Source organism: Nocardioides sp. NPDC101246, assembly GCF_044767415.1.
Classification (GTDB): domain Bacteria; phylum Actinomycetota; class Actinomycetes; order Propionibacteriales; family Nocardioidaceae; genus Nocardioides.
Map to the genome: position 1 here is coordinate 48,260 of NZ_JBIWNX010000008.1, position 24,539 is coordinate 72,798.

At 69.0% G+C, this 24,539-nt stretch carries 29 protein-coding genes; 18 read left to right on the plus strand and 11 right to left on the minus strand.

Going from position 1 to position 24,539, the window contains the following annotated elements; translation table 11 throughout:
• Positions 1-210: 210 nt before the first annotated feature.
• The 7 genes from infA (at position 211) to rplQ (ending at position 4,047) form a co-directional block, all read left to right on the plus strand.
• On the plus strand, positions 211-432 hold the full coding sequence (gene infA / locus ACIRON_RS16170; protein WP_011757309.1) for a translation initiation factor IF-1: 222 nt from the start codon (positions 211-213) through the stop codon (positions 430-432).
• Positions 433-459: 27 nt separating this feature from the next.
• Positions 460-573: a 50S ribosomal protein L36 gene (gene rpmJ, locus ACIRON_RS16175; protein WP_008361054.1), complete on the plus strand. Its 114-nt coding sequence runs from the start codon at positions 460-462 to the stop codon at positions 571-573.
• Positions 574-721: 148 nt separating this feature from the next.
• Positions 722-1,099: a 30S ribosomal protein S13 gene (rpsM, locus tag ACIRON_RS16180; protein ID WP_008361056.1), complete on the plus strand. Its 378-nt coding sequence runs from the start codon at positions 722-724 to the stop codon at positions 1,097-1,099.
• An 86-nt stretch (positions 1,100-1,185) separates the two neighbouring features.
• Positions 1,186-1,587, plus strand: a complete 402-nt coding sequence (rpsK, locus tag ACIRON_RS16185) for a 30S ribosomal protein S11 (RefSeq protein WP_091052417.1) — start codon at positions 1,186-1,188, stop codon at positions 1,585-1,587.
• A gap of 34 nt (positions 1,588-1,621) precedes the next feature.
• Positions 1,622-2,230: a 30S ribosomal protein S4 gene (gene rpsD / locus ACIRON_RS16190; RefSeq protein ID WP_091052418.1), complete on the plus strand. Its 609-nt coding sequence runs from the start codon at positions 1,622-1,624 to the stop codon at positions 2,228-2,230.
• A gap of 151 nt (positions 2,231-2,381) precedes the next feature.
• Positions 2,382-3,398 (plus strand): DNA-directed RNA polymerase subunit alpha, encoded by a 1,017-nt coding sequence (locus tag ACIRON_RS16195; protein WP_008361061.1) that lies wholly within the window; start codon positions 2,382-2,384, stop codon positions 3,396-3,398.
• A 124-nt stretch (positions 3,399-3,522) separates the two neighbouring features.
• Positions 3,523-4,047: a 50S ribosomal protein L17 gene (rplQ, locus tag ACIRON_RS16200; RefSeq protein ID WP_402993323.1), complete on the plus strand. Its 525-nt coding sequence runs from the start codon at positions 3,523-3,525 to the stop codon at positions 4,045-4,047.
• Positions 4,048-4,109: 62 nt separating this feature from the next.
• Here rplQ and ACIRON_RS16205 read toward each other — a convergent pair whose 3' ends face one another.
• The gene (locus ACIRON_RS16205) at positions 4,110-4,778 is read right to left on the minus strand and encodes a hypothetical protein (protein WP_402993325.1); all 669 of its coding nucleotides are present in this window, start codon (positions 4,776-4,778) and stop codon (positions 4,110-4,112) included.
• A 70-nt stretch (positions 4,779-4,848) separates the two neighbouring features.
• A complete protein-coding gene (locus ACIRON_RS16210; protein WP_402993326.1) occupies positions 4,849-5,796 on the minus strand; it encodes a ketopantoate reductase family protein in 948 nt (315 codons plus the stop codon).
• 44 nt (positions 5,797-5,840) lie between these two features.
• Between ACIRON_RS16210 and truA the strand changes: the two genes are divergently transcribed.
• The 6 genes from truA (at position 5,841) to ACIRON_RS16240 (ending at position 9,791) form a co-directional block, all read left to right on the plus strand.
• On the plus strand, positions 5,841-6,707 hold the full coding sequence (gene truA / locus ACIRON_RS16215; RefSeq protein WP_402993327.1) for a tRNA pseudouridine(38-40) synthase TruA: 867 nt from the start codon (positions 5,841-5,843) through the stop codon (positions 6,705-6,707).
• Entirely contained in the window at positions 6,691-7,308 is a 618-nt protein-coding gene (locus ACIRON_RS16220) for a class I SAM-dependent methyltransferase (protein ID WP_402993328.1), read from the plus strand. The genes truA and ACIRON_RS16220 overlap by 17 nt, the downstream gene beginning before the upstream one ends.
• A 76-nt stretch (positions 7,309-7,384) precedes the next feature.
• A complete protein-coding gene (locus ACIRON_RS16225; RefSeq protein ID WP_402993330.1) occupies positions 7,385-7,765 on the plus strand; it encodes a hypothetical protein in 381 nt (126 codons plus the stop codon).
• 99 nt (positions 7,766-7,864) lie between these two features.
• Complete coding sequence (locus ACIRON_RS16230) at positions 7,865-8,554, plus strand: helix-turn-helix domain-containing protein (RefSeq protein ID WP_402993332.1); 690 nt, start codon at positions 7,865-7,867, stop codon at positions 8,552-8,554.
• 63 nt (positions 8,555-8,617) lie between these two features.
• A complete protein-coding gene (locus ACIRON_RS16235) occupies positions 8,618-9,160 on the plus strand; it encodes a dihydrofolate reductase family protein (RefSeq protein WP_402993334.1) in 543 nt (180 codons plus the stop codon).
• Positions 9,161-9,350: 190 nt separating this feature from the next.
• The gene (locus ACIRON_RS16240; RefSeq protein ID WP_402993336.1) at positions 9,351-9,791 is read left to right on the plus strand and encodes a hypothetical protein; all 441 of its coding nucleotides are present in this window, start codon (positions 9,351-9,353) and stop codon (positions 9,789-9,791) included.
• On the opposite strand, the gene ACIRON_RS16245 is transcribed toward ACIRON_RS16240, so the two are convergent.
• Positions 9,792-11,093 (minus strand): cytochrome P450, encoded by a 1,302-nt coding sequence (locus ACIRON_RS16245; protein WP_402993338.1) that lies wholly within the window; start codon positions 11,091-11,093, stop codon positions 9,792-9,794.
• A 108-nt stretch (positions 11,094-11,201) separates the two neighbouring features.
• Positions 11,202-12,116 (minus strand): alpha/beta hydrolase, encoded by a 915-nt coding sequence (locus ACIRON_RS16250; protein WP_402993340.1) that lies wholly within the window; start codon positions 12,114-12,116, stop codon positions 11,202-11,204.
• Between the two features lie 118 nt (positions 12,117-12,234).
• Here ACIRON_RS16250 and ACIRON_RS16255 point away from each other — a divergent pair, with 118 nt between their 5' ends.
• Positions 12,235-13,932 carry an ABC-F family ATP-binding cassette domain-containing protein gene (locus ACIRON_RS16255; protein ID WP_402993342.1) on the plus strand — a complete coding sequence of 566 codons (1,698 nt, stop codon included), beginning with the start codon at positions 12,235-12,237 and terminating at the stop codon, positions 13,930-13,932.
• Positions 13,929-14,951, plus strand: coding sequence for a GNAT family N-acetyltransferase (locus ACIRON_RS16260; protein ID WP_402993344.1), 1,023 nt, complete (start codon positions 13,929-13,931; stop codon positions 14,949-14,951). Before ACIRON_RS16255 ends, ACIRON_RS16260 begins: the two co-directional genes overlap by 4 nt.
• A gap of 276 nt (positions 14,952-15,227) precedes the next feature.
• On the opposite strand, the gene ACIRON_RS16265 is transcribed toward ACIRON_RS16260, so the two are convergent.
• The 3 genes from ACIRON_RS16265 to ACIRON_RS16275 form a co-directional block, all read right to left on the minus strand.
• Positions 15,228-16,580 (minus strand): S1C family serine protease, encoded by a 1,353-nt coding sequence (locus tag ACIRON_RS16265; RefSeq protein ID WP_402993346.1) that lies wholly within the window; start codon positions 16,578-16,580, stop codon positions 15,228-15,230.
• A 68-nt stretch (positions 16,581-16,648) separates the two neighbouring features.
• Entirely contained in the window at positions 16,649-17,545 is an 897-nt protein-coding gene (locus ACIRON_RS16270) for a TIGR03621 family F420-dependent LLM class oxidoreductase (protein WP_402993348.1), read from the minus strand.
• 77 nt (positions 17,546-17,622) lie between these two features.
• Positions 17,623-18,225 carry a MarR family winged helix-turn-helix transcriptional regulator gene (locus ACIRON_RS16275; RefSeq protein ID WP_402993349.1) on the minus strand — a complete coding sequence of 201 codons (603 nt, stop codon included), beginning with the start codon at positions 18,223-18,225 and terminating at the stop codon, positions 17,623-17,625.
• A 68-nt stretch (positions 18,226-18,293) separates the two neighbouring features.
• Between ACIRON_RS16275 and ACIRON_RS16280 the strand changes: the two genes are divergently transcribed.
• Entirely contained in the window at positions 18,294-19,526 is a 1,233-nt protein-coding gene (locus ACIRON_RS16280) for an MFS transporter (RefSeq protein ID WP_402993351.1), read from the plus strand.
• Here ACIRON_RS16280 and ACIRON_RS16285 read toward each other — a convergent pair.
• The 3 genes from ACIRON_RS16285 to ACIRON_RS16295 form a co-directional block, all read right to left on the minus strand.
• The gene (locus ACIRON_RS16285) at positions 19,523-20,161 is read right to left on the minus strand and encodes an HAD-IA family hydrolase (RefSeq protein ID WP_402993353.1); all 639 of its coding nucleotides are present in this window, start codon (positions 20,159-20,161) and stop codon (positions 19,523-19,525) included. The genes ACIRON_RS16280 and ACIRON_RS16285 overlap by 4 nt on opposite strands.
• On the minus strand, positions 20,158-21,447 hold the full coding sequence (locus ACIRON_RS16290) for a citrate synthase (RefSeq protein WP_091052570.1): 1,290 nt from the start codon (positions 21,445-21,447) through the stop codon (positions 20,158-20,160). Before ACIRON_RS16290 ends, ACIRON_RS16285 begins: the two co-directional genes overlap by 4 nt.
• 69 nt (positions 21,448-21,516) lie before the next feature.
• Positions 21,517-21,708 carry a hypothetical protein gene (locus tag ACIRON_RS16295; RefSeq protein ID WP_402993355.1) on the minus strand — a complete coding sequence of 64 codons (192 nt, stop codon included), beginning with the start codon at positions 21,706-21,708 and terminating at the stop codon, positions 21,517-21,519.
• A gap of 187 nt (positions 21,709-21,895) precedes the next feature.
• Here ACIRON_RS16295 and ACIRON_RS16300 point away from each other — a divergent pair, with 187 nt between their 5' ends.
• Positions 21,896-22,903: an ArsR/SmtB family transcription factor gene (locus tag ACIRON_RS16300; protein ID WP_402993357.1), complete on the plus strand. Its 1,008-nt coding sequence runs from the start codon at positions 21,896-21,898 to the stop codon at positions 22,901-22,903.
• A gap of 102 nt (positions 22,904-23,005) precedes the next feature.
• On the plus strand, positions 23,006-23,464 hold the full coding sequence (locus ACIRON_RS16305; protein ID WP_402993359.1) for a hypothetical protein: 459 nt from the start codon (positions 23,006-23,008) through the stop codon (positions 23,462-23,464).
• A gap of 36 nt (positions 23,465-23,500) precedes the next feature.
• Here ACIRON_RS16305 and ACIRON_RS16310 read toward each other — a convergent pair whose 3' ends face one another.
• Positions 23,501-24,514, minus strand: a complete 1,014-nt coding sequence (locus ACIRON_RS16310; protein WP_402993361.1) for a helix-turn-helix domain-containing protein — start codon at positions 24,512-24,514, stop codon at positions 23,501-23,503.
• Positions 24,515-24,539 lie beyond the last annotated feature (25 nt).

A 24,539-nucleotide genomic window follows, 5' to 3' on the forward strand; every position in this document is an offset into this window, starting at 1 on the left:
GGGTCTAGGCTTGGTAGTCGGTCCAACGTGGGTCTGTCTCGTCGTGCCTCGCGGCTGCCCGGTCAGCGCGCTTCTGTGCGCTCGCGGGTGAGACATGCAGATGGCTTCACGAGGTCCACTCCGAGTTCTCGGAGAGGTTCCCGGACCGCCCGCGGGTCATCCGATCCGTGGTTTGAACGGTAGATGACCGACCAACAGATTGCAGAGGGCATGCCGAAGAAAGAAGGCGTGATCGAGATCGAGGGCACCGTAGTGGAGGCCCTCCCCAACGCCATGTTCCGTGTGGAGCTGAGCAACGGACACAAGGTTCTCGCCCACATCAGCGGCAAGATGCGACAGCACTACATCCGGATCCTCCCCGAGGACCGCGTGGTGGTGGAGCTGTCTCCCTACGACCTGACGCGCGGTCGGATCGTCTACCGGTACAAGTAACCAGCCGACGATCAAGAAAGGGCTGACATGAAGGTCAACCCGAGCGTGAAGAAGATCTGTGACAAGTGCAAGGTGATCCGTCGCCACGGCCGCGTCATGGTGATCTGCGAGAACCCGCGCCACAAGCAGCGCCAGGGCTGAGTCCCTTTCTCGCCGACAACTGAATATTCGCATCGAGTCGCTAGGAGACGTACGTCTCCGAAGCACCTCCGGTTCAGAGGCCGGAGCCCGAGGGTGCCACCCCGGGGCGCGACCCGAACGACACCTCTGACGAACAAGAAGGAACGACATGGCACGCCTCCAAGGTGTTGACCTTCCGCGCGACAAGCGCGTGGAGATCGCTCTCACCTACATCTACGGCATCGGCCGTACCACCTCGCAGAAGCTCCTCGAGGCCACCGGCGTCAACCCGAACACCCGGGTGCACGCTCTGGCTGAGGACGAGCTGGTCAAGCTCCGTGACGAGATCGAAGCCCAGGGCATCCAGACCGAGGGTGACCTCCGTCGTGAGGTCCAGGCTGACATCCGTCGCAAGATCGAGATCGGCAGCTACCAGGGTCGCCGCCACCGCCAGGGCCTCCCGGTCCGCGGCCAGCGGACCAAGACCAACGCGCGCACCCGCAAGGGCCCGAAGCGCACCGTCGCCGGCAAGAAGAAGGCCAAGTGATCCGACGCCTGTACCGGATTGTTCCGGGCAGCGTTGATCCGGCTTTCGCCTCGATCTCACAGACCAGCCAACACAGGAGTTAATGCATGCCTCCGAAGACCCGACAGGGTGCGACGAAGGTTCGTCGCAAGGAGAAGAAGAACGTCGCTCAGGGCGAGGCCCACATCAAGAGCACGTTCAACAACACGATCGTCACGATCACCGACCCGACCGGTGCGGTGATCTCGTGGGCCTCGGCCGGCACCGTCGGCTTCAAGGGCTCGCGTAAGTCGACCCCGTTCGCCGCCCAGATGGCCGCCGAGGCCGCTGGCCGCCGCGCGATGGACCACGGCATGAAGAAGATCGACGTCTTCGTGAAGGGCCCGGGCTCGGGCCGCGAGACCGCGATCCGCTCCCTGGGTGCGATCGGCCTCGAGGTCGGCACCATCCAGGACGTCACGCCGGCTCCGCACAACGGCTGCCGTCCGCCCAAGCGCCGCCGCGTTTGATCCCCACCGAGACATAGAAGGAGACTGAAGAGTAATGGCCCGTTACACCGGACCCATGACCCGCAAGTCGCGCCGTCTCGGTGTCGACCTTGTCGGCAACGACGCGGCGTTCGAGAAGCGCCCCTACCCTCCCGGCCAGCACGGCCGCGGCCGCATCAAGGAGAGCGAGTACCTCCTCCAGCTTCGTGAGAAGCAGAAGGCTCGCTTCACCTACGGCGTGATGGAGAAGCAGTTCGCTTCCTACTACGCCGAGGCCCACCGTCGCGGTGGCAAGACCGGTGACAACCTGCTCCAGCTGCTCGAGGGCCGCCTGGACAACGTCGTCTACCGTGCCGGCTTCGCCCGCACCCGCCGCCAGGCCCGCCAGCTGGTCGTTCACGGCCACTTCCTGGTCAACGGCAAGAAGGTCAACGTGCCTTCGTTCCAGGTCTCGGCTCACGACGTCATCGACGTTCGCGAGAAGTCGCTGGAGATGACCCCGTTCATCGTGGCTCGCGAGACCCACGGCGAGCGCGTCGTCCCCGCGTGGATCGAGGCCGTGCCGTCGCGCATGCGCATCCTGATCCACCAGCTTCCGGTCCGGGCCCAGATCGACGTCCCGGTCCAGGAGCAGCTGATCGTCGAGTACTACTCGAAGCTCTGATCCACGCTTCACGCAGTAACCACGGTGAGTCCCCGGCGTTCAACTTCATGCGAAGTCGTACGCCGGGGCCTTGCCAGCCCCACAGCCTTCCGTCATCACCCCTTGAAGTTCGGGTCCGTCAAATAGCGGTCGGCCCGGAAAGGACAAATCAGTGCTTATCGCACAGCGCCCCACCCTGTCGGAAGAGTCCGTCGAGGAGTTCCGCTCCCGCTTCGTGATCGAGCCCCTCGAGCCGGGCTTCGGTTACACGCTGGGCAACTCTCTTCGCCGCACCCTGCTCTCCTCGATCCCCGGTGCTTCGGTCACCTCGATCAAGATCGACGGCGTTCTCCACGAGTTCTCGACCATCGAGGGCGTCAAGGAGGATGTCACCGAGATCATCCTCAACCTCAAGGGTCTGGTCGTCTCCTCCGAGCACGACGAGCCCGTCACCATGTACCTGCGCAAGTCCGGTGCCGGTGACGTCACCGCTGCCGACATCGCGCCGCCGGCCGGTGTCGAGGTGCACAACCCCGACCTGAAGATCGCGACCCTGTCCGACAAGGGCAAGATCGAGCTCGAGCTCGTCGTCGAGCGTGGCCGTGGCTACGTCTCCGCCGTCCAGAACAAGGGCGCCGAGAACGAGATCGGCCGCATCCCGGTCGACTCGATCTACTCGCCGGTCCTCAAGGTCAGCTACAAGGTCGAGGCCACTCGTGTCGAGCAGCGCACCGACTTCGACAAGCTCGTCATCGACGTCGAGACCAAGCCGTCGATCGCTCCCCGCGACGCGATCGCCTCGGCCGGTAAGACCCTGGTCGAGCTCTTCGGTCTGGCCCGCGAGCTGAACGTCGACGCCGAGGGCATCGACATCGGCCCGTCGCCGGTCGACGAGCAGCTCGCCGCCGACCTCGCCCTCCCGGTCGAGGACCTGCAGCTGACCGTTCGTTCCTACAACTGCCTCAAGCGTGAGGGCATCCACACCGTGGGTGAGCTCATCTCGCGCTCGGAGCAGGACCTGCTCGACATCCGCAACTTCGGCGCCAAGTCGATCGACGAGGTCAAGCTGAAGCTGCACGAGATGGGCCTGTCCCTCAAGGACAGCGCTCCGGGCTTCGACCCGTCCGCCGCCCTCGCCGCCTACGGCGACGATGACGACGACGCTTTCGTCGAGGACGAGCAGTACTGAGTTGAAAGCGCCGGGCCAGGCGGCTTCGCCGCGGCCCGGCGAGCAAGTTCCGAACAAAGGAAATCGCAGCGAGAGCTGCGTCTACCCCGGTACCTGATACGGCCGGAGAGAAGGAGCAGGCACGATGCCTACCCCGAAGAAGGGTGCCCGTTTCGGCGGTTCGCCCGCGCACCAGAAGCTGATCCTCTCGAACCTCGCCACCGCGCTGTTCGAGAACGGCCGCATCACCACCACCGAGGCCAAGGCCCGGCACCTCCGCCCCGTCGCGGAGAAGCTGATCACCAAGGCCAAGAAGGGTGACCTGCACAACCGTCGCGAGGTCCTCAAGACCATCCGCGACAAGTCCGTCGTGCACACCCTCTTCACCGAGATCGCCGAGCAGTTCGCGGAGCGTCCGGGTGGCTACACCCGGATCACCAAGATCGGTCCCCGCAAGGGCGACAACGCTCCGATGGCTGTGATCGAGCTCGTCAACGAGGCCTACGAGCCGAAGACCAAGGCTGCCCCGGCTGCCGCGGCTCCGGTTGCTGCTCCCGTTGAGGAGAAGCCGGTCGAGGAGACTCCGGTCGAGGAGACCGAGGTCGTCGAGACCGAGGCCGCTGCCGAGGAGGCTCCCGCCGAGGAGACCACCGACGAGGCCAAGGCCTGATCTGGTTCTGAACTGTGGCCCGTCACCCGCGAGGGTGACGGGCCACTGTCATCTCCCGACTGTCACTGCCCGGCGGTCTGCTCGGTGCGGGCCAGGAGCCAGCAGATGACCCCGCCGAGGACCATGACCACGGTCGTCGCGACGGTCGAGAGGGCCGAGAGCAGCTGCGCGGCGGCGATGTTGTCGAGGGACATGGCGGGCGCCAGCGCGAGGGACAGCGGAAGCTGCACCACGATGAGCAGCACGTAGGTGATGGGCAGCCCGATCAGCCACCGCCGGCCGGTCCAGGCGGCACACCCCCAGCCGGCCAGGACCAGCATGAGGAACAGTGGCGAGAGGAAGCCGATGACCGCCGGGTTGTAGAAGTCCAGCAGCCGGATGAGCCCGTACCAGAACACCGTGCTCAACAGCCAGGAGAGCATCGGCAGCACGATGCCGAGCAGCCGGCCCGTCGGGGTGCGAGCGATGTACGCGGCGCCACCTGCGACCACGGCGTACAGCAGCGCGTTGAGCACGATGGTCACGATGTTGCTGATCGACATGGCGGCGATCGTGCTGCCGAGCGCATAGACCAGGACGAAGCCGATCAGGGCGATCGCGATCTGCAGGATCAGCACAGCCACGATCACGACGATGGTGGCACCCATCGTCGATTGAGGGGCGGACCCGGTGGTGTGGGTCGGTGGCAGCGGAGTCGGGGGCGGCGGGGGAGGCGGCACGGGGTGGCTCATGGCAGGCAGCCTGCCGGAGCCGCTGCCTACCTGACCACCCCTATTCCGAGCCCTATTCCGAGCGGGACCGTCACAGGCCGGTGAGGAACGCGGTGCTGTCGAGAGTGCCGGGTTCTGCGCCGCTGCGGGCGATGTCGTGGACCGCTTGCTGGATGGCCTCGTTGGCGGGCGTCGGGACGCCGTGGAGGCGGCCGAGCAGCACGATCTCGCCGGAGAGGTAGTCGATCTCGACGCCGGTGCCGCGGGTGAGGCTCTGCCAGGTCGAGCTGTTGCTGGCATGGCCGCGGCCGGTGATGTGGCCGGCACGCCGGGCCCGGTCCTGGTCGGCGGTCACGACGTCGATGCCGGCGGCAGCGAGGGCGGTCTCCGCCTCGGCCAGGCAGCGGGCGTAGATCTCCTCGCCGCTGGGGCCGGGGGCGATCGCGGCGTTGACGCCGTTGCCGAGGTTGTTGAGGAGCTTGCGGTGCTTCCAGGCCATGATGTCGGCGCGCGGCTCGCTCAGGAACCCTGCCTTGACCAGGTCGTTCGCGATCGCCGTGGTGATCTCGTCGACGCCGGTGGGGTAGCGGCCGATGTCCAGGATGCCGGGCTTGTTGCCGGAGCCCTGGACGACGGCGCCCGGGGTCAGGAAGGTGGCGGGAAGGATGACATGGATGGCGTACGTCCGGGCGAACCGCCGCAGGATCCGCGGCTCGTTCGCGACGCCGTTCTGCAGGGAGACGACCGGGGTGCCCGGAGGTGCGTACGCCGCCAGGTCCTCGAGCGCGGCCTCGGTCTGCTGGCCCTTGACGCTGAGGAGCACGACGGTGTCCTCGGTCCAGGCGACCTCGCTCGCGCCCTCGACTGCGGGGACGTCGAGGGTCAGCACGCCGTCGGGGGTGTCGAGGCTGAGGCCGAGGTCCTGGATCGCGCGGAGGTGCTCGCCGCGGGCCACCAGGGTGACGTCGATCCCTGCCCGGTGCAGCAGGCCGCCCACGACGCCGCCGACCGCTCCTGCTCCGAAGATCACGTAGCGCATGCGCCGAGTCTGGCAAACGACGTGGTCGCTGCGAGAATGGGGCCGTGCGCATCAGGATCGACCTCGCCTACGACGGCACCACGTTCCACGGCTGGGCGACCCAGCCAGGGCTGCGTACGGTCCAGGGTGAGCTCCAGGACGCCCTCGCGACCGCGCTGCGGGTGCCGGGGACGGGGGAGCGGTCCCAGGTGTGGGTGACGGTCGCCGGGCGGACGGACTCGGGCGTGCACGCCCGCGGCCAGGTCGCCCACTTCGACATCGACGCCGACGTGCTCGAGTCGTCGCGCGGACGCTCCGAGCAGCCGCCGCTCGACGCGCTGGTGCGCCGCCTGAACGGGATCCTCCCCGCCGACGTGCGGGTGCGAGCCGCCGCGGAGGCGCCGGTGGGCTTCAACGCCCGGTTCTCGGCGTTGTGGCGACGCTACGTCTACCGGATCGTGGACGACCCGGCGTACGTCGACCCGCTGCTGCGCGGACACGTGCTCTACCGGACGCGGCCGCTCGACCTGTCGCTGATGAACGTCGCCTCCGCGGATCTCATCGGGCTCAACGACTTCGCCTCGTTCTGCAAGCCGCGCGAGGGCGCGACCACGATCCGCGACCTGCGCCAGCTCAGCTGGGAACGGCGCCCCGACGGGATCATCGAGGCGACCGTCCTCGCCGACGCCTTCTGCCACTCGATGGTGCGCTCGCTGGTCGGCTGCCTGATGGTGATCGGGGAGGGCCGCAAGGACGTCACCTGGGCCAAGGAGTCGCTGGCCTCGCGCTCGCGGTCCTCGTCGATCCCGATCGCGCCGGCCAACGGACTGACCCTCGAAGAGGTCGCCTACCCGCCCGACGAGCAGCTGGCGGCCCAGCACGAACGCACCATGAATCGCAGAGAGGCGAGCGAGCTTGACCGGGACCGATGACGAGCACTACTTCTCCGCCGACCCGTCGGTGCCCTTCGAACGGATCCCCGTCTCGACGACCGTGTGGGACCTCGACCTCTCGCTGGTCTCGGGGTCCGGTGTCTTCGCCAAGGGGCGGCTGGACATCGGCACCTCGGTGCTGTTCAAGGAGACCGAGCCGCCCGCGCTGAAGCCGGGCGCGCGTGTCCTCGACCTCGGCTGCGGCTACGGCGTGATCGGGCTCGCGCTGGGTCTCGCGGAGCCGGAGGCGTACGTCACCGGGGTCGACGTCAACGAGCGTGCCGTCCTGCTGGCCAACGAGAACGCTGCGAAGCTCGGACTGGGTGACCGCTATCGAGCCGCGGTCCCGGCCGAGATCGACCCGGCGGTGACGTACGACGAGATCTGGAGCAACCCGCCGATCCGGATCGGCAAGCAGGCCCTCCACGAGCTCCTCCTGACCTGGCTTCCGCGCCTCGCCCCCGGCGGACGCGCGGTCATGGTCGTCGGCAAGAACCTGGGCGGCGACTCACTCCAGCGCTGGCTCGGAGAGCAGGGCTACCCGACCGAGCGCATCGGCAGCGCCAAGGGGTTCCGCGTCCTCGAGACGCGCCGCGCTTGAACGGCACAGGTGCCGGTTTCCGCCGTCTCGCGCGTCTCACGGCCGGTCGCGCGGGGTGCGCTGCCAGACTCCGTCCATGACCAGTCCCACGATGACGCCCCCCGCGCTGACGAACGGTCAGCGCCTGGCCCGCTCTTATAAGGCCTGGGGTGTCTCCGCGCTGTTGAGCCTGGTGACGGTGCTGCCTGTCTACCTTGCCGTGACGAGCTCCGGGATCGAGCTGTCGCGACTGGTGAGCGTGCCGGTGATGCTCGTCGTGGGGCTGATCGGGCCGGTGGTCGGAGCGTTCTTGAGCATGCGCGCCGGGCTGGGCCGGTTCTGCACCGGGGCCGCGTTCGTGATCATCGCGACCCCGATGACCAGCCTTCCGCTGCTGGCGATTCCGGCGTACGTCCTGGCGCCCTGGATCGCCGTGGCGATCAGCGAGGAGGCGGCGCCTCAGCGCCGGAACGGCTGACCGCCACCGCGCCGCTGTGCCGGGCGAGGTCGACGGCGAGGCGACGTACGACGAGAATTGGCAGTGCCAGCGGGTTTCGCGTGCTGCAGACTGATGGCCATGGGGCTGACCTTCGATGAGGTCCCCGGTGAGGTGCCTGGGGTCGAACGGGTGTGGGCCGCACGGTTCGACACCGCGACCGCCTTCGCCTCGGTGGCGAAGGCCTCCACGATGCTCTCGTTCGCGCAGGGCGATGCCGGATGGTCGATGTACCTGCACGGACCGGAGACCAGGGCCTCGTTGCTGACCTGTCCGCCGGAATGGGAGTTCTTCGGGGTCGAGCTCCGCGTCGGCGCATACCTTCCGCTCTTCCCGCCCTCCGGGATCGCCGACCTGAACGATGCCCGGCTGCCGACGCTTGCCGGCGGCCGGATCCTCCTGGACAACCGCGACTGGGAGATGCCGACGGTGCAGAACGTCGACGTGTTCGTCGCCAGACTGGTACGTGCCGGCCTGCTGGTCATCGACCCGCTCGTGGAGGACGTCCACCGCGGCGAGCGCTCACGAGGGGTCTCCGAGCGGACCGCACAGATCCGGTTCCGTCGAGCGGTGGGCGTCTCCCGGCGCAAGGTCGCCAGCATCGAGCGTGCCAGAGCCGCCGCGCGGCTCCTCGTGGCGGGAGGATCGATCGCCGAGGCGGTCTCCGTCGGCGGCTACTACGACCAGCCCCAGCTCACCCGGGCGATGCGGTGGGCGACCGGGCACACCCCGAACGGGCTGAGGACCGGGCCCGGTTTCCTCGCGTTCTGAGCGACTCTCCGGCTTCGGTTCGATACAAGACCCGCAGGTCGTCGCGCTGCTTGGGTGCTGGTCATGCGAAAGCTGATCGAATACACCCACGTCTCCCTCGACGGAAGGTTCGACGGAGACAGTTTCTGGGCAGGGCAGATGAAGGTCGTTCCGAGCGACGGCCAGATCGACTACGCCGTCGGTCTGCTGGACGGTGCGGACGGCATGGTGCTCGGGCGGGTCACCTACGAAGGGTTCGCCGCTTCGTGGCCCTCCCGGAGTGGCGAGCTGGCCGACAGGTTCAACACCTTGCCGAAGTACGTCGCGTCCACGACGCTCACGGAGACCACGTGGAACGCCGAGGTGCTCCCCGGGGACGCCGTCGAGGCCGTGGCCGCGCTCAAGGAGTCGGGGGAGGGGGCCCTGGTGAAGTACGGGAACGGCCCCTTCAGCAGGGCGCTCATCGAGGCCGGCCTGCTCGACGAGCTCCACGTGAGCCTGTCCCCGTTCGTCGCCGGCTCCGGCGAGTCGCTGCTGACCGGCCTCGGCACGACCGCGATGGACCTGCAGAACGTGACCGACCTCGGCAACGGTGCGGTCGTCCTCACCTACGCACTGAGCCGGTAGCACACCACGGACGACCTCGACTCACGGCTGCTCCTGTCGGCGCCTATGCCAGTGGACGCGAGTTTGTGAATCGTTCACAAGCTCGCGTCCACTGACGTAGGCGGGCGGGATGGTTCCTGGCGACCCGGCTACGCGCCGTCTGAGTATCCGTGCGGATGTGGCGACCTGCGGGGTTGGCCAGGCTCGATGGGTGAGCAGAGAACACCCCACGTGGTATGGCAACGTCATCCGTTCGTACGCCGCGTGGCTGATCGCCGTCGCGATGGCGCTGGCGGCCGCATGGCCGTTCTGGCACGACTGGCAGACCAATCCTGGCGTGGACGCTGTCGCTTCCTTCGTGTGGTCGATCGTCGTGTTTCTGGCCGTCGGCATCGTCGCGGGTGTGGTCATGAACCGCGTCTTCTCGCTGCCGTATGCGAGCAGTTTGGCCACGTTGGGATTCGGGCTGGCTCTCGTGATCTTGGTTGCCGACCTGCGTCTGGTGTGGTGGCTGCTCGCTGTTGCGCCGGGCATCGGCGCAGCAGTCGCCGCGATCCCGGAGGCTTCGGGGAACATCTGCGAGCGGATCTGCCTGTGGACCTACGGCTTCCTGCTGATCGGGCTGGTCGTCATCTTCCTCGTCTGGGCGTGATCAGGCGGGGACGGGGTCCTTGGCGAGCCGCACCGGGAGGCGGTCGAGGCTGTAGACGACCGAGAGGTCGCGCCAGCCGAGGTCGCCGGGGTCGTCGGTGGCCATGGCCAGGTCGGGGAAGCGGCGGGCGAGGCCGGTGAGGGCGGCACGGAGCTCCATCCGGGCGAGCTCGGCGCCGACGCAGCGGTGCATGCCGTGGCCGAAGGCGAAGTGCATCGTGTCGGCGTTGCGGAGGTCGAACTGCTCCGGCTTCGGGACGACGGCGGGGTCGCGGTTGGCGCCGGTGAGGCTGACCAGGACGACGGCGCCCTTCTTGACCGGGAGGCCGAAGAGGTCGTGGTCCTCGCGGGCGAACCGCGGGAACGCGAGCTGGACGGGACACAGGTAGCGGAGCAGCTCCTCGACGACCTTGTCGACCTCGGCGCGGTCGCCCGAGCGCAGGATCTCGTACGCCTCCGGGTTCTGCATCAGGACGTAGGCGCCCATGGAGAGCATCGAGGCGGAGGTCTCGTAGCCGCCGAGGAAGACGCCGTCGGCGAGACCGCCGAGCTCGACGTCGTCGTACTCCGCGCCCTTGTTGCGGATGATCTCGCCGATCATGCCGTCGCCGGGGTTGGCCCGCTGCTGGCGGACCTGCTCGATGAGGAACGTCCGGGTCTCGGTGGCGGCACCGAAGGAGCCCGCGCCGCCCTCCGAGAGGTCGAAGCGGGCCATGCCGAGCTTGTGGAACTCGTCGCGTACGTCCTCGGGCATGCCCAGCAGCTCGCAGATCACCCGGAACGGGATCTCGAAGCCGAAGTGCTGGACCAGGTCGACCTCGGGGCCATGGGCCTCCATGTCGTCGAGGGCGTCGGTCACGATCCGGTCGATCATCTCGTTGAGACGACCGAGACGGCGCATGGTGAACTCCGGGGTCAGCAGCCCGCGGAGCTTGGTGTGGTCGGGCGGGTCGGTCATGCCGAGGCCACCGATGCCCTCGGCGTCGGTGCGCTTGCGGGTGCCGAGCAGGTGGCGCATGTCGTTGGAGTAGGCGTTCTTGTCCGCCAGGACGTGCTTGGACTCGGCATGACCGGTGACCAGCACGATGTCGAGGCCGAGCACCGAGCCCAGCTTGGTGACCGACGCCTGCTCGCGGGTCTCGGCGAGCATCGGGACCGGGTCGAGGCCGTCGCGGCGCAGCGGGAAGGTCAGGTGCTCGGGGATCTTGCGCAGCGTGGTGATGTCAGGGATCGGCGACTCCTTGCCCCGCATCGCGAACTGCAGGGCAAGCTTGCGGACACGCTCCGTCAGGGGACGCGTCATCGCCCGTAGAAGGGAACTGACCTGGGCGGCAATCTGCATGCGGCCAGTCTGGCCCATCGTCAAACGACGGTCATCAGGAATACCCCTGGTTTGACGATGTGTCTTGGATCACCCGTGGAGCACCGTCCTGAACAGCGCACACGTCTCCTCGATCGCCAGCTGCGCCGCCTGCGAGTGGTGGCCCATGGCGAAGAAGCCGTGGATGAGGCCGTCGCAGTGGTGGTAGGTCATCGGGACGCCCGAGCTCTCCAACGCCTTGGCGTAGGCGATGCCCTCGTCGCGCAGCGGATCGAACTCCGCGGTCACCACGACCGCCGGCGCCAGACCCTCCAAGGAGCCCTTGATCGGGCTCAGTCGCGGGTCGGCACGGTCGGCGTCGCCCACGTAGTGGTCGGAGAACCACTTCATCGTCGGCAGCTCGAGGAAGTAGCCGTGGCCGTTCTCGGCGTAGGAGGGGTAGCCGCTGGTCATGTCGGTCGCCGGGTAGATCAGCAGCTGGCCGGCGAGCTCGCGGCCCTCGTCGCGGAAGACCTGGGCGACGACCGCCGACAGGTTGCCGCCCGCACTGTCGCCGGCGACCGCGACCCGGCCGTCGCCGCCGAGCGTCGCCGCGTTGTCGCTGACCCAGCGAGCCGCAGCCAGGGCGTCGTCGGTGGCGGCGGGGAACGGATTCTCCGGGGCGAGCCGGTAGTCGACCGCGACGACCACGGCGTCACAGATGGTGGAGAGGTTGCGGGCCTGGTCCTCGTGGGTGTCGAGGTCGCCGACCACCCAACCGCCGCCGTGGAACATCACGATCGTGGGCAGCGGCCCCTCCGTGGTGGGCCGGTAGATGCGTACGTCCAGGTCGCCGGCCGGTCCTGGGATCACCGAGCTCTCCACCGATCCGACGGGTGGAAGCGGGATGCCCTCGCCCAGCGCGCGATAGAGCGCTCGCGCCGTCGGTGGGTCGAAGGACTCCAGGGGCTGGCCCTTCGCGAAGAGGGTGAGCAGGTCAGCGATCTGGCTGTCGAGCGGAGGCATGGCGACAGTAATATCGTTAATAGCCGAAATGTGTCGAGCGTCACGTTCTACTGATGGGACCGCTCTATGAATCCCAATGCGCAATAACCATTCGACACGGGTGCCAGACTGGACGGCTGTGGGACATGTGGACGTTGCTGGAGTGAGTTTCCAGCTACCTGACGGACGGGTGCTGCTCGATGACGTCTCCTTCCGGGTGGGCGAGGGCGCGAAGGTCGCGCTGGTCGGCGCCAACGGCGCGGGGAAGACGACGCTGCTGCGGATCGTCACCGGCGAGCTGACCCCGACGACCGGATCCGTGGTGCGCTCGGGCGGCCTCGGGGTGATGCGGCAGATGGTCGGCAAGGGCTCCTCGACCGTCGGTGAGCTGCTGCTCTCGGTGGCGCCCGCGCGAGTGCGTGAGGCGGCGGCCGCCGTGGAGGCCTGCGAGCTGGAGCTGATGTCGTCGGAGGACGAGCGGCTGCAGATGCGCTACGCGACCGCGCTGTCCGAGTACGCCGACGCCGGCGGCTACGACATCGAGGTCGTCTGGGACGTGTGCACGATGGCCGGGCTCGGGGTGCCCTACGACCGAGCCCGCTACCGCTCCCTGGACACCCTCTCCGGCGGCGAGCAGAAGCGGCTGGTGCTCGAATTTCTGCTGCGTGGCCCCGACGAGGTGCTGTTGCTCGACGAGCCGGACAACTTCCTCGACGTGCCCGGCAAGATCTGGCTCGAGGAGCGCATCCGGGAATCCCCGAAGACCATCCTCTACGTCAGCCACGACCGTGAGCTGCTGGACAACACCGCGACCAGGGTGGTCACGGTCGAGCTCGGCGCGTCCGGCGCCGGCAACAGCACGTGGACGCATCCTGGTGGGTTCGCCTCCTACCACGAGGCCCGCAAAGACCGGTTCCTGCGGTTCGAGGAGCTGCGCCGTCGCTGGGACGAGGAGCACGCCAAGATCAAGGCGCTGGTCCTGCGGCTGAAGGTCAAGTCGGAGTACAACGACGGGATGTCCAGCCAGTACAAGGCGGCACAGACCCGGCTCCGGAAGTTCGAGGAGGCCGGGCCGCCCGTCGAGCAGCCACGAGAGCAGGCGGTGCAGATGCGGCTGCGCGGCGGCCGCACCGGCAAACGAGCGGTGGTCTGCGAGGCGCTCGAGCTCACCGGACTGATGCGCCCGTTCGACCTGGAGGTCTGGTACGGCGAGCGGGTTGCTGTGCTCGGCTCCAACGGTTCAGGCAAGTCTCACTTCCTGCGGTTGCTCGCCCGCGGCGGCACCGACCCGGACGTGGAGCACCGCCCGGTCGAGGACACGCCCATCGAGCCGGTCCGCCACCGTGGAAAGGCCAAGCTCGGTGCCCGCGTGCGGCCGGGTTGGTTCGTGCAGACCCATGCCCATCCGGAGCTGGCGGGACGTACGCTGCTCGACATCCTGCATCGCGGTGAAGCGACCCCTGACGGGCGTGGACGCGTGGGGATGGGCCGCGAGGCCGCCTCACGGGTGCTCGACCGCTACGAGCTCGCGCACGCGGCGGAGCAGACCTTCGACTCGCTCTCGGGCGGGCAGCAGGCGCGCTTCCAGATCCTTCTGCTCGAGCTGAGCGGCGCCACCCTGCTGCTGCTCGACGAGCCGACCGACAACCTCGACGTCCAGTCCGCCGAGGCCCTCGAAGCCGGGCTGGAGTCGTTCGAGGGCACCGTCGTCGCGGTCACCCACGACCGCTGGTTCGCCCGTGGCTTCGACCGGTTCCTGGTCTACGGCGCCAACGGTGATGTCTATGAGTCACCGGAGCCGGTCTGGGACGAGACCAGAGTGGAGAGGTCACGATGAGCGATCTGGTCATCGAGCGCGTCGACCCGTTCGACGACGACGCCTTCGACGCGTGGTACGACGTGATGACCGCGTCGTGGCTCGACGTACGCGGCCCCGACGCGGACCTGTGGGAGCGTGAGGAGCAGCGCGTCGAGCTGCGGCAGCAGTCCGAGAAGACCGACCGCCGGGCCTACGTCGGCCGGGTCGGCGACACGGCGGTCGCTGCCGCCTGGGTGGCCATGCCGCTGGTCGACAACCTGCACCGGGCGACGCTCGTGGTGGCCGTTCTGCCGGCTCACCGGCGCCAGGGCCACGGCACCGGCCTGCTCGACCATGTCGAGGCGGAGGCTCGCGCCCAGGGGCGTACGTCGTTCACGGGCGAGGTCTGGTGGCCCTGGTCGCTCGGGTCCGGCGGTGAGGGATCGCCGGGGCGGGACTTCGGGATCGCGCGGGGCTACGCACCCGCCCTGGTGGAGGTACGCCGCCTGCTGCGGCTCCCGGTGCCGGACCACGTCCTCGACCGGCTGGCGGCGGAGGCCGCCGAGAAGCACGGCGACTACACGCTGCGTTCCTGGGTCGGCCGGGTGCCCGACGACATCGTCGAGAGCTGGGCGGTGCTCGACGCCAGCCTGGAGACCGAGGCGCCGACCGGCGACCTGGACGTCGAGGCGCTCGAGCCCGACGTGGCGAGGGTGCGCGAGACCGAGGAGCTGGTCGCGGCCCAGAAGCGGACCCTCTACCACTCGGTGGCGCTGGACGCCGGCGGCCGGGTGGTGGCCTACACGGTGATCGGCTACTCGAGCCTGGACGGCAACAGCTATCAGTGGGGCACCCTGGTCGAGGGTGCTCATCGGGGTCACCGGCTCGGGCTGGCAGTGAAGGTCGCCAATCTCCGACTGCTCCAGTCCGAGCGGCCGGAGGTGCCGACCCTGTCGACGTACAACGCCGAGGTCAACTCCCACATGATCCAGGTCAACGAGGCGATGGGCTTCGAGCCGGTCGAGTGGCTGTGCAGCATCCAGAAGCAGGTCTCCTGAGGCAGAACGCGCACGAGCGCCTCATGCCCGCGGGGACGGGCATGAGGCGCTCGGTCGTTGGCACCCCGCGGCGCTGAGGTTTCCGTCGGAAGCCCCAACGTCTTGCGGGGAGATCGGGAGGTTCCGCGAGTAGATGTGACCTGCTGCGCGCCGCGATACGCGCGCACTCGCAGCGTTGCCGCCTCTCGACGGTGCAACCAGATCGCCTTCGAGGCGGCGCCTTGCGAGTGCACGCGTCTCGCGACGCTCGCGACGGCCACATCTACTCGCGAAACCTCAGGTGGCGTCGGAGTCCAGGGTGATCTTGGCGCTCTGCTCCTTGCCGTCGCGGGACCAGGTCACCTCGACCTCGTCGCCGGGGCGGTAAGAGCGGACCGTGGCGACCAGGGAGTCGGAGCCGTTGATCTGGTGCTCGTCGACCTTGGTGATCGTGTCGCCCTTCTTCAGGCCGGCCTTCTCGGCCGCGCTGTCCGCGGTGACGTCCTGAACGACGGCACCGGTGACGGCGGTCTGGCCGGACTGGGCGCCGGCGCTGTCGCCGACCGAGATCCCCATCCGGGCGTGGGTGGCCTCGTCGCCCGCCTTGAGCTGGTCGATGATCGGGAGCACCTCGTCGATCGGGATCGCGAAACCGAGGCCGATGGAGCCGGCCTCCTCGCTGGAGGAGGAGTTGGACCTGATCGAGGCGTTGATGCCGACCACGTTGCCGTTCATGTCGACCAGTGCCCCGCCGGAGTTGCCGGGGTTGATCGCGGCGTCGGTCTGGATGGCCGGGTAGACGGTCGCGTTGCCGGAGGAGTCGGACCCGACGTTGACCGGGCGGTCCAGGGCGCTGACGATGCCGGTGGTGACGGTCGAGTCGAGGCCGTACGGCGACCCGATCGCGACCACGTCCTGCCCGACCACGAGGTTGCTGGACTTGCCGATCGTCGCCGGGGTGAGGCCGGAGACGTTCTCGGCCTGGATCACGGCGGTGTCGGTGAGCGGGTCGGTGCCGACGACCTTGGCCGAGGCCGAGGTGCCGTCGCTGAAGTCGACGGTGATCGAGGAGCCCTGCTGCTCCTGTCCCTGCTGCTGGTCCTGGTCGGGCGAGCCGGGGAAGCCGGGGTTGGTCTCCTGAGTGCTCTCGGAGGAGAGGTCGACGACGTGGTTGTTGGTCAGGATCAGACCGTCGGAGGAGAGGATGATGCCCGAGCCCGAGCCGCTGCCGGCCTGGGTGGAGACCTCGATCTTGACGACCGAGGGCAGCACCTTGGCCGCCACCTTCTCGGCGGTGCCCTCAGGTGCGTCGCTGTCGACGACCTGGGAGCCGGTCGCCGAGCTGCCGCCGTTGCGGGCACCGTCGTCCTGGGTCGAGTAGAACAGTGCCGCGCCACCGAAGCCGGCTCCGCCGCCGAGCACGAGGGCGCCGACGAGTGCCGTGGCGGCGAGCGTGGCCCGGCGCGCCTTGGGCTTGGGGGTCGTCGCGAGGGCCGCCGGGGGCGTCGACAGGACTGCGGTCGGAGCCACCCCGGGAGGCGGCATGGTCGGAGCGGCGGGGGGCGGAGTCGTCGCGTCTGCGTCGGCGCCCGGGGGCGCCCACTGCGGCGGGGTCCCACCGGGCTGCTGCTGAGGAGTGGGTTCGGTCATGTCATTCAGTGTGCGCAACGTCGCTGTGAACCTGCTGAGACTGGGCTATGCGGTCTCGAAGAGATGGTTCAGGACCCGGCGAGGAGGCCGACGACCGGGGCGAACGCCTCCATCAGCTCGTCGCCGACCAGGACGTAGGAGACGCCCAGCCGTTCCCGGCGCTCGCGGAGCTGGTCGGCCATCTCCTCGGCGGATCCGGTGACGACGCCGACGGCGCCCTTGGCAGCGAGCGCCGCGGGGTCGAGCCGGCCGGCCAGGTAGCGCGGAACGGTCTCGCCCACCGCCATCAGGTTCATGTTGAGCTCGGGAGCGGGGCGGTCGGCGGAGCGTACGTGGTCGATGGCCGCGAGCGCCTCCGGCTCCTCGGCGGAGAAGGGGATCCCGAGGGCGGCGATGTCGGCCTGCTCGCCCGCGATCCGCAGCATCCGTGGTCCGCCGCCGGCGACCAGGATCGGCACCTGCTGGGGTTCGGTCCCGTAGGGCAGCACCGAGGCCTCGACGGCCCGGTGGTGGGGCCCGTCGACGGTGACGGTCTCACCGGCCAAGAGCCGCTTGATGATCCCGATCGACTCCACGAGCCGGTCCACGCGTACGCCGGGCGGGTCGAAGCCCAGCCCCAGCATCGCGTTCTCCCGGGCCGAGTCGGGGCGCCCGGCGCCGAGGCCGAGCTCGAAGCGGCCGCCCGAGAGCACGGAGAGCGTGGCCGACTCCTTGGCGACCTGGACGGGGTGGCGGAAGTCGTTGGCCAGGACGTACGTCCCGACGTGGAGCCTCGTGGTCACCGCCGCGGCGGCCGCCAGAGCCGGGAAGACGGCATGGCCGAAGGACACGTTGTCCGGCATGACGAGCGTGTCGTAGCCGGCGCTCTCGACACGGTGGGCGAGGTCGCTCCAGGCGGCGCCAGTGGGCGCCTGAGCCGCGACGACGCCGAAGCGGAAGGGTCTGGTCTCAGGTGTGGTGGTCATGCCTCCAGGCTGGTCCTGGCGGCGGGTGGGCGGATCCGCTCACCGGCGACCGTGGCGTACGCAGATCCGCGCAGGCGCTATTCGTCCTCGATCCGCAGGGTGACCTGCTTGAGCAGGGCTGCCAGGTCCGTACGCCGCTCCGGACTCAGTGTCTCCAGCAGCCTGGTCTCGGCCTCGCCGCGCAGGTCCATCGCCCGTCGCCAGATCTCGATGCCCGCCTTGGTCGCCTCGACGCTGATCTTGCGACGGTCCTCCACCGATGTCGTACGCCGCACCCACCCGGCCTTCTCCATGCTGTCGAGCCGTCCCGTCATCCCGGCCGGACTGATGTCGAGGTCCTTCGCGAGGGTCGTGGGCGAGGCGTGGCCCGGGGTGTCGCGGATCATCAGCATGTGGAGCGTCTTGTACTCGAAGTCGGCCAGACCGACCTCGTTGGCCGCCGCCGCACGAGCATCGTTGAAGAACTTCGAGATGGATCCGATCCGCACCGTGATCGCCTCGATCTCGTCGTCGAAGTCGACGTCGATCCAGTGGTCGCGCCACCGCGCGACGTGGCGGTCGGCCCGGTCCTCCGGCAGCGCTTCGGGGGTGAGGACGATGCTCTCCGGCGTGGCACCGACGATTCCAGGCGTGGCCGGGAGGCTCCCGGGAAGGTCGGAGGAATGGCGCATCTCGGGCATGTACAGATCCTAACTTTGGCATCGATAATTCGCTGGCGAATAGTTCGCCAGCGAAGTAGATTCCTGGCATGACCACCATGCCAACGCCGACCAAGCGTCGTTCGCCGCTGCGGCACCGCAACTTCCGGCGGCTCGTGACCGGGACGGCGGCATCGTCGCTGGGCAACGCGATCACGCCGATCGCGCTGGCGTTCGCGGTGCTCGACCTCGGCGGGACCGTCACCCAGCTGGGCGTCGTGGAGGCCGTCTTCGCGACCTGCCAGGTGGTGACCACGCTGGCCGGGGGAGTGCTCGGCGACCGGGTCTCGCGCAAGGTGATGATGGAGGGCACGGCCGCGATCAGTGCCGTGGTGGCCGGTGCGCTGGCCGCGACGGTGATCCTCGGGATCGCGACGATCCCGTCGATCGCGGTGATGGGTGGCCTCGCGGGCGTCGTCGCCGCGCTCAACCAGCCCTCCGCGATGGCGATGACCAAGGTCGTCGTGCCGGCGGAGGATCTCGGTGCCGCCGTCTCGCTCCGCTCGCTGCTCCAGACCACCGCGTCGACCGTCGGCTACGCCCTCGGCGGTGTGCTCGTCGCGGCCGTCGGGCCCGGCTGGGCGATCACCGTCGACGCGCTCACCTTCGCCGTCGCCGCCGTCGCCTACGCCGGCATGCGGGTGCCTCATGAACGACCGCCCCACAAGGCCTCGATGCTCGGCGACCTCGCCGAGGGCTTCCGCGAGGTGATGCGGCACTCGTGGCTGTGGTTCCTCATCCTGCAGGCGCTGCTCTACCACCTGTTCTGGTCGGGGGCGCACAGCGTGCTCGGCCCGATCGTGGTCGGCCAGGGGATCGGCCGGGCGTCGTGGGGCTTCGCGCTGGCCGCGCTGATGGCGGGCTTCATCGTCGGCGGCCTGTTCTGCCTGAGGTTCCGCCCACGCCGGCTGCTCTCGGTCGGGGTGTTCTTCCTCGCGATGACCGGCCTCTTCCCGATCTCGATGGCGGTCTCGGACACGCTCTGGCCGATCCTGGTGGGCGCGTTCCTGCACGGGTTCGGGCTGCAGGTCTTCGACATCTTCTGGCAGATCGCGATCCAGCAGGAGATCCCCGAGGAGAAGCTCTCCCGGGTCTACTCCTTCGACATCGTCGGCTCGTTCGTCGCCCGCCCGCTCGGGCTCGCGCTGGTCGGCCCGGTCGCCGTCGCGGTGGGCTTCGACACCTGGCTGCTCGTGGTCGCCGCGGTGATCTCCGGCAGCGCCCTGATGTCGATCTCGTTCGCGGGCGTACGCCGTCTCGAGCGAGCGCCCGAGCAGGTCTAGAGCGGGAGGCCGAGCGCGACCAGGTCGCCGCGGAGGTGCTCGGCGTCGGTGAACTGGATCGCGTGCATGCCCAGTGCCGCGGCGGCGGCCACGTTGGCGGCGCTGTCGTCGATGAACACCAGCCGGTCCAGCGGCATCCCGGCGCGCTCTGCGACGAGCCGGTAGATCGCCGGATCCGGCTTGGCCAGACGCACCTCGCCGGAGACGACGACGTCGCCGAGCAGCTCGATCACGTCGTACGTCGCCGGAGCGTGCGGATAGAGCTCGGCCGACCAGTTGGTCAGTCCGAGCTGGGGGAACTCGACAGCGGCGAGCTCGCGGACCAGCTCATGGGTGCCGGGGACCGGCCCCAGCATGGAGAGCGGGAAGTTGTCGACGTACGCCGCTCCGGCGCTCAGCCACTCGGGGGCGTCGCCCTCGAGTGCGGCGAGTGCTTGCGCCCAGGTCCGTCCGGCGTCCTGGACGTGGTTCCACGACCGGAAGTCGTAGGACTCCAGGAACGCGCGGGCGTCGGCGTCGCCGACTCCCGCCGCGATCGCCGGGAGCGGGTCCCAGCGGATCAGCACGTTCCCGAAATCCCAGACGACCCCATCCACCACAGCGGTGGACGGGGTCTGCGTGTCGGGAACCGTCACGCCCAGCGGACGTCGCGCGGGACGAAGGTGAGTCCGCGCTCGCCGGTGTAGATCTGCTTCGGACGGGCGATCTTCTGCTCCTTGTCCTGGACGAGCTCCAGCCACTGGGAGAGCCAGCCCGGCGTACGCCCGATGGCGAACAGCACGGTGAACATCTCCGGCGGGAACTCCAGGGCCTCGTAGATCAGGCCGGAGTAGAAGTCGACGTTGGGGTAGAGCTTGCGGGAGACGAAGTACTCGTCCTCCAGCGCGATCTTCTCCAGCTCCTGGGCGATGTCGAGGAGCGGGTTGGTGCCGGTCACCTCGAACACGTTGTAGGCCTGCTGCTTGATCAGCTTCGCGCGCGGGTCGTAGTTCTTGTAGACCCGGTGACCGAAGCCCATCAGCCGCTCGTTGCCGGCCTTGACGCCCTCGATGAAGGCGGGGATGTTCTCGACCTTGCCGATGCGACGCAGCATCCGGAGCACGGCCTCGTTGGCGCCGCCGTGGAGCGGGCCGAAGAGGGCGCCGACGCCGGCGGCCACCGAGGAGTAGGGGTCGACCTGGGTCGAGCCGACCGAGCGCACCGCGTTGGCGGAGGCGTTCTGCTCGTGGTCCGCGTGCAGGATGAAGAGCGTGTCCAGCGCCTTGGCGATGCGCTCGTCCGGTGCGTACTTCGACTCGCTCATCTTGAAGAGCATGGAGAGGAAGTTGCCGGTGTAGGACAGGTCGTTGTCCGGGTAGACGTACGGCTTGCCCTGCGCGTGCCGGAACGCCCAGGCACCGAGCGTCGGCATCTTGGCGATCAGCCGGATGATCTGCAGGCGACGGTTGTCGGGGTCGGAGATGTTCGCGGCGTCCGGGTAGAACGTCGACATCGCGCCGACCGACGCCATGAGCATGCCCATCGGGTGGGCGTCATAGCGGAAGCCCTGCATGAACTCCTTGATGTTCTCGTGCACGAACGTGTGGTAGGTGATCTCGTGCACCCACGCGTCGTACTCCTCCTTGGTCGGCAGGTCGCCGTGGACCAGGAGGTAGGAGACCTCGAGGAAGTTGGACTTCTCCGCGAGCTGCTCGATGGGATAGCCGCGATACTCGAGCACGCCCTTGTCACCGTCGATATAAGTGACGGAGGAGCGGCACGAGGCCGTGTTGACGAAGCCGGGGTCGTAGACTGCCAGGCCGGGGTTGTCCTCGTTGGCCTTGATCTTCCCCAGGTCGGCGGCGCGGATGGTGCCGTCGGTGATCGGGATGTCGTACTCCACCCCGGTGCGGTTGTCACGCACTGTTAGAGATTCGGTCACGATCAGCAACGGTAACCCTCTTGAAATCCCGTACGTAACTCGGCGTCCCACCCATTGGCCGATTTCGACTCAGAGTCGGAACCTGTCCCGTGCCGGTTTGGTGTCGCCGGACGGCTCGTCGTCGCCGAACCGGGTCAGCGCATCGCGCAGCCGATGAAGGTCGAGAGGGGTCTGCACCGACCGCTCGTTGAGGGTGTCGTCCTCTCCTCGGAGCGCACGCAGCGCATCCTGGACCTCGGTCTCGCTCGGCTCCCCGGTCATGGGGACATAATCTAGGCGCCCGGGCCAAGGGGAGCGAGAGCAGGTCGGTGTGCGCCACGGATTCCGGGTGGCAGATTTCTGACAGGTTGTCGCAGGCGGGGTCAGAAATCCGTGAGCCCGGGTCAGCAGCATGGTCGGAGGACAGTCGCAGAGGCGGCTGGATACGCCATCTTGGTCGGGGGACACGATGCTGCGGATTCACTTCACCTATGACGACCTTGCTCGGGTCAGGATCGCCGACGGGCCCGATGCGCTCTGGGAGGTACAGCTCAGCCTGCACGCGCTCCAGACGCGCGGACGCGCCGTGGAGCTGTCGCGATGGCGTCGGCAGACCCTGCGTACGCTGCCGCGGGACGTGGTGCGCCCGCTCGCCGAGATCGCGCCACCGCGCGGGATCTCGCCGGACTTCATGACGCCCTCGGGCGGCGCTCGCGGGTTCGGCGACGGGATGGAGATCGCGTTGCGTACGCCGAAGGTCGCGATCTCCGGTCAGGTCGCCGCCATGGCGGGCCAGCGCCGGCTGACCCCTTGGGTCGAAGCCGTACGTCGCGCCGAGGCGTCGGCGCTGCGGACGCTGGGTCGGGCGGTGGCGATCTACCACCAGGGTGCGATCGCGCCGGTATGGCCTTCGCTGTCGGCGGTGGTCCAGGCGGACCGGCAGCTGCGCGCCCAGCAGATGGCCGATGGTGGCCTCGAGGCGGTGCTGGCGGGGATTCCCGGGTGCCGCTGGCGGGCGCCGGTGCTGGAGATCGAGAACTACACCGACGCCGAGGTGCACCTCGAGGGTCGCGGACTGCTGCTCCAGCCGTCCTACTTCTGCGAGCCGGAGACGCCGATGAAGCTGTGCGATCCCGGGCCGGAGCCGATGCTGACTTATCCCACCGCCAAGCCGGCCACCGGGCTCACGTCCGCGACGGATCCGGTGGGCTCTGCGGAGACCGACGGGGCACCGGAAGGGCCGGTGACGGCTCTGCTGGGACGTACGCGGGCCACTGCGCTCGCCGCGGTGCGCTGCTCCGGGTGCTCGACCAGCGAGCTGGCCCGCCGGTGCGAGATCTCGGTCGGCTCGGCGAGCCAGCAGGCGAGCGTCCTGCGCGAGGGCGGACTCATCACGACCCGGCGGGAGGGCACCGCGGTCCGCCACGAGATCACCAGCCTCGGGGTGCAGGTGCTGAGCGGCGCGCTGGTGTCCTGATACGCCTTTCGGCCCTGGCCAAAAAGGTTTCGTCGAGGTGGTGGTCGATCGGACGCTCGGAGGGTCATTCCTCCACATCCGATTCATCTGAAGGAGAGTCTCATGATCAAGAAGATTCTGGCCGCGGCAGCACTCACGCTGGCGGCAACCAGCATCACCGCCGGAGCCGTGGCGGCGGAGGGCAGCCCGGACGCGAAGGCCGGCGGCGCCACCGAGCGGGTCGGCGCAGCCGCGGTGTCGCCGTCGGTCTCGCCCGCGGCCGAGAAGACGTTCCACCGGGGCGGCGGCCTCCAGAACTACAACTGCCCGTCCAACCGTCTCTGTGTCGACGTGTGGGATCCGACTCAGGGCACGTACAAGGTCTTCCAGTTCTACAGGTGCCAGACGCACGCGCTCCGGGGCTTCTACTCGAGCTACACGCCGGAGATCGAGAACGACCAGACGACCGGCACCCGCTCCTACTTCGAGCGCAGCCGGGGTGACAGGTACGTGCAGTCGACCGCGAAGCACGCCGAGCGGGGCATCAACTGGGACCCGATCAACTACATCGACGTCTGCTGACCCGACACGGCCGGACGGCGGACAGGATGGGCGATCTCAAGTTCGAGGTCGCCCATCCTGCGCGATCCGCCACAGCAGCACCGCGACGGCGGCGCGCTGCCGTCCCCGACCCTTCATCGGGGCATAGCCGAGCTGACCGCTCAGCCAGGTCAGCCGCTCCTGCAGCGTCGAATGGTGCACGTGGAGCAGTGCGGCCGACTGCCTCAGGCTCGGCTGGTCGAGCACCGCGTGGAGCGTGTCCACGACCCACGGATGGCCGGCGAGCAGCTCCTCCAGACGTCGTACGTCACCCACCGCCGCCGCCTCGTCGGCGCTGATCCGCTCGGCGATGACGGCGAGTGCCCCGAGGTCGTCGTAGCCGACCACCGCGGGCGCGAGGCCGCCGACGTCGGCGGCCAGACGGAGGGCCGTGCGCGCCTGCTCCAGCGCGGTCGGCAGCCGGAGCGGGTCGGCAGCGACGGCCGCGCCCGCGCGGATGCCCTCCGGGATGGTGGGCGTGCCGGGGAGCAGCGCGACGACCAGGTCGCCGACGCTGCTGATCAGCGTCGCGCGCAGGTTGGCCGAGGTGCTCAGGACGAGGGTGACGGGCCCGGCCAGGCCGAGCCGGGCGACCGCGTCGCGCCGGTCCGTATCGGTGGCGTCGGGGTCGCACGCGATCCGGACCAGCCCGCTGGTCGAGGGATCGGACGAGCCGGTGCTGAGCGCCTGCAGGGCACGGGCGGCCCGCTCGAGGATGAGCGCGTCGAGCGGGCCGTCGTCGCCGGCACGCTCCAGCCAGAGCCAGGAGCCGGGCTGGCCCGGGACGGGCTCGTGGCGCCATTCGCCCGCGTCCTTGCCGGTCAGGGTGCGGCCGTCGGGTGTGAACCGCTTGACCACTGCCCTCGCGGCGTCGTGGAGGCCGGCGGTGGAACCGGCCAGGGCCGCGGCGGCGCGTACGACCGCGGCGGTCGAGGCCCGCTCGTCCACGAGCCGGTCGAAGTGGTCGATGACGCGCAGCGCACTGGCCGTGTCGTCATCGACCACCTCGAGCTTGCCGATCAGATCTCGCACCTGAACCTCCTCTGCCTACTCTCGC